Origin of the sequence: Mesorhizobium sp. M4A.F.Ca.ET.050.02.1.1, assembly GCF_003997725.1 — a bacterium.
Taxonomy (GTDB): Bacteria; Pseudomonadota; Alphaproteobacteria; order Rhizobiales; family Rhizobiaceae; genus Mesorhizobium.
This window is the reverse complement of the sequence record NZ_RZSG01001246.1, coordinates 1-1,026: the sequence shown is the minus strand read 5'-3', so window position 1 is coordinate 1,026 and position 1,026 is coordinate 1. Positions and strand designations below refer to the sequence as shown.

At 64.1% G+C, this 1,026-nt stretch carries 1 protein-coding gene; it reads right to left on the bottom strand.

Annotated features, from left to right (window positions below; translation table 11 throughout):
* A partial coding sequence (locus EOA33_RS36670) for a DNA gyrase subunit A (RefSeq protein WP_281033600.1) occupies positions 1–1,026 on the bottom strand: 1,026 nt, incomplete at both ends.

The window sequence follows — 1,026 nt, the reverse complement described above, 5'->3', positions numbered from 1 at the left end:
GTGAACGGCTTGATGTCCAGGACGCCGCCATCCTTGTATTTCTGCAAGCGCACGCCCTTGCCGCGCGCCATCTCCGGGATCTCGGCAAGCGGGAACACCAGCATCTTGCGGTTCTCGCCGACGATGGCGAGGTGGTCGCCTGAGAGCGGAATGCAGCGCTTGGCCTCGTCGGGCGCCTTGACGTTCATCACCTGCTTGCCCTTGCGGGTGTTGGCGACGACCTCTTCCTCCGGAACGATGAAGCCGTTGGCGTCGTAGGAAACCAGAAGCAGCTTGCGCTTCGGATCGTGGACGAATGCGGTGACGATGTCCTGGTCGTTCTCCATGTCGACGATGATGCGGATCGGCTCGCCATGGCCGCGCCCGCCCGGCAGCCGGTCGGCGCCGATGGTGTAGAACTTGCCGCCGGTGGTGAAGACCAGGATCTTGTCGGTGGTTTGGGCGTGGAAGGCTAGCTTGAGGCTGTCGCCTTCCTTGAAGGTGAACTGCGAATGGTCGGTCAGATGACCCTTCATCGCCCGCAGCCATCCCTTCTCGGAGACGACGACGGTGACCGGCTCGCGCTCGATCATGGCGTGCGCGATGTCGGTCAGGTCGTGCTCGGGCGCGTCGGCGAACTGGGTGCGGCGCCTGCCGAGCTCGGTCTCGGGCCCGAACTTGTCGCGGATGCTGGTGACTTCCCACGTGATCGTCGCCCACTGCTTGGCGTTGGACGCCAGCAGCGCCTCGATCTGCTTCTTCTCGGCGGTGAGCCCGTCGAACTCCTTGCGGATCTCGATCTCTTCCAGCTTGCGCAAGGCGCGCAGGCGCATGTTGAGGATGGCTTCGGCCTGGGTGTCGGTGAGCGACCAGCGGGCCATCATCACCTGCTTGGGCTCATCCTCCTCGCGGATGATCCTGATCACCTCGTCGATGTTGAGGTAGGCGATCAGATAGCCGGCGAGAATCTCGAGGCGCTTCTCGATCTCGCCGAGGCGGTGCTTCGAGCGGCGGATGAGTACGTCCCGGCGATGCTCCAGCCCGTCC